This is a genomic window from Pseudomonas sp. CM25, from assembly GCF_013179705.1.
In the GTDB taxonomy this organism is placed as follows: Bacteria; Pseudomonadota; Gammaproteobacteria; order Pseudomonadales; family Pseudomonadaceae; genus Aquipseudomonas.
In genome coordinates, this window is sequence record NZ_JABMCW010000510.1 from 1 (window position 1) to 2,836 (window position 2,836).

The 2,836-nt window shown below is 63.6% G+C and carries 2 protein-coding genes and 1 pseudogene; 2 read left to right on the forward strand and 1 reads right to left on the reverse strand.

Annotated elements, in window-relative coordinates; all coding sequences use genetic code 11:
• Positions 1-364, reverse strand: a pseudogene (locus HP546_RS28670) (electron transfer flavoprotein subunit beta/FixA family protein); the annotation flags it as partial.
• A gap of 314 nt (positions 365-678) precedes the next feature.
• On the opposite strand from HP546_RS28670, the gene HP546_RS28675 reads away from it, so the two are divergent.
• On the forward strand, positions 679-1,866 hold the full coding sequence (locus HP546_RS28675) for a porin (protein ID WP_172232772.1): 1,188 nt from the start codon (positions 679-681) through the stop codon (positions 1,864-1,866).
• A 140-nt stretch (positions 1,867-2,006) separates the two neighbouring features.
• Positions 2,007-2,836: FIST N-terminal domain-containing protein (locus tag HP546_RS28680; protein WP_172232775.1), on the forward strand; the 830-nt coding region annotated here is incomplete at its 3' end.

Here is a 2,836-nt window from a genome sequence, read left to right on the forward strand (position 1 = left end):
TGTCGATGGCCTGCTTGCCGAGGATGACCAGCTGCGGCTGCTCCTTGTCGACAACGGCTTTCAGCGCCTTGGCCACGGCCAGGGAGTTCAGTTCGTCAGCGGCTTCGACCAGGATGGCACGGTCGGCACCCAGGGCCAGGGCAGTACGCAGTTGCTCCTGAACGGCAGCCGGGCCCACCGATACCACCACGATTTCGCTGGCGATGCCTTGCTCCTTGAGGCGCACGGCTTGTTCCACGGCAATCTCGCAGAAGGGGTTCATGGCCATCTTCACGTTGGCCAGGTCGATACCGCTGTGGTCCGCCTTGACGCGCACCTTGACGTTGTAGTCGACGACTCGTTTGACACTTACCAGCACTTTCATAGGCTCTCCCTCGATCTGCGGGAGGCGGACAGCTGCCCACCTTGTAACGACAATAAGCGCGGCGGTGTGATTGCGGATCGTCCATTTCGACTAGCGTTTGCGCGGCGTACGCCTGCCAACGTCTCGAGCCGTGGCCGCCCGTGCGGCTTACAACCGAAGTGCCGGCACCGGGCCCAAGCCGGTGTTGCGCCCAAATCATCGCGCCACCTGCACCGGCCCAAAGCACCGGCAAGCCCGCGCCAAAGCAGCGTACCTGGTTGTCTGCGCGCTTCTGATAATCGCCTCCGACATCCAGTCCCCGTTTGGAGCGCGCCATGCACAAAAACAATAAGCACCTGCCGCCTCGTTTCCTCGCAGCCGCCATTGCCAGCCTTTCGGCCCTTGGCCTGAGCGGCGTTGCCGAAGCCGAGATCATGCTGTACGACAAGGACCAGACGACGTTCTCCACCGACGGCTACATCAACGCTTTCTATGTCAACAGCAAGGTCGACCGCGAGGGCGAGCAGTTCGATCGCCGCCAGTCGCGGGTGAAGATGGGCTTTTTACCCAACTACCTGGGCTTCAACATGGGCAAGCAGGTGGATGACCTGAAACTTGGCGCGCGTGCCTCGTTCTGGGTGACCATCAACGACAGCGAAACCAACGGTACCGACACCGCCATCGACGTGCGCCAGTTCTACGGCACCGTGGCCAACCCCGAGTGGGGCGAGGTGCTGATCGGCAAGGACTTCGGCCTGTTCGCCCGCTCCAACATCCTGCTCGACGAGCTGCTGGCAGGCTATGGCCAGGTCAGTGACACCCTGGGACTGGTGGACGGCGGCGGTGTGTCTTTCGGCAACATCGGCAGCGGCTACCCGTACCCGTTCCCAACCTCGCAGATCACCTACCGCACGCCGGTGATGGATGGGCTGCGGGTGGCGGTGGGCATCATGGACCCGGTGGACACCAACGACAGCAGCCCGACCGGCAAGGCCTACCAGGAAAACCCGCGTACCGAGAGCGAAATCACCTACCAGTTCGACCTGGGCGGGGCGCAGGTCTACAGCTGGGTCAACGGCAGCTACCAGACCTCCGACAATACCGACCCGACCGTGCAGTCGGTGACCTCGAAAGGGGTCGGTTATGGCGTGCAGGCGAAGATGGGCGGGTTGTCGCTGACCGGTTCGGGGTTTCAGGCCAAGGGCATCAACCCGTTCTTCACCAACAATGCCGGTGAACCGGTGTTGCGCAATGTCGACAGTGACGGCTACCTGTTGCAGGGGTCGTACAAGGTTGGCAAGAACCGCGTGGCGCTGTCCTATGGCAAGACCAAGGACGATGGCAACGGCGCGGTGGGCAGTGGTGCCGACTACGAGACCCGCGGGGTGGCGTTGTTCCATGACGTCAACGACAACCTCAAGCTGGTCGCGGAGTACAACCAGTTTTCCATCGACGGGCATGACACTAGCGCGCAGAACGAAGACACCGACACCTTTGCGGTGGGGGCGGTGCTGACCTGGTGAGCCGTGGCGGGGGGGCAGGGCCGTGCACAGGTCGGCGAAATCAGGACCATGGAACTGGCCACCCGCTACCCAAGTAGCATTCGCCGCCCATACCCGCCTTCGTACACTGACCTTTCAGCCACCCCGCGCCGGAGACCCCCATGCAGCAGGCTCACAATGACGGCGTGGTCAGTGCCATGTCCCAGGCCAGCGACGCGCGGCTGGCAGCCCAGGAGCTGGCGCGGCAGCTGCTGCACCCGCACCTGGGCTTCGTGCTGTTTTTCTGCTCTGCCGAATATGACTTGCGCGAGCTTGCCGAGGCCCTGGAGCAGGGGTTCGGCGGCATCCGCCTGGTCGGTTGCACCAGCGCCGGCGAGATCACCCCGCTGGGCTATGGGCGTAATTGCGTGACGGCGGTGGGCTTCGATCATCGGCACTTTTCCATCGCCACCGGGCTGATCGATGAAATGGAGCGCTTCAGCCTGATCGACGCGCAGCAGATGGTCGAACGCCTGGTTGGCACCTGCCGCAGCAATACCCTGGCACCGATCAAGGGCCACACCTTTGCCCTGACCCTGCTCGACGGCTTGTCCAGCCGCGAGGAAATGGTGCTTGCCGCGCTCAGCGCGGCACTGGGGGACATCCCGCATTTCGGCGGCTCGGCCGGCGACGACAACTACCTCACCCGCACCCACGTGTATTTCGGCGGCGCGTTTCACCACGGCGCGGCAGTGGTGGTGCTGGTCAATACCTGGCTCGACTTCGAAGTGTTCACCACGCACCACATCCTGCCGCGTCACGAAAAGCTGGTGGTCACCGGCGCCGACAGTGCCCAGCGCCGGGTTTTCGAACTGAATGCCGAGCCCGCTGCCGAGGAATACGCCCGCCACATCGGTGTGCCGGTGCATGCGCTTGATTACCGGGTGTTCGCCGCCCACCCGCTGGCCGTGCGCATACACGACCAGTACTACGTGCGGGCAATCCAGCAGGT

Bases quoted from the DNA above. Each gene is read 5' to 3' on its own strand.
- HP546_RS28675 (WP_172232772.1), top strand. From the start codon at position 679: ATGCACAAAAACAATAAGCACCTGCCGCCTCGTTTCCTCGCAGCCGCC.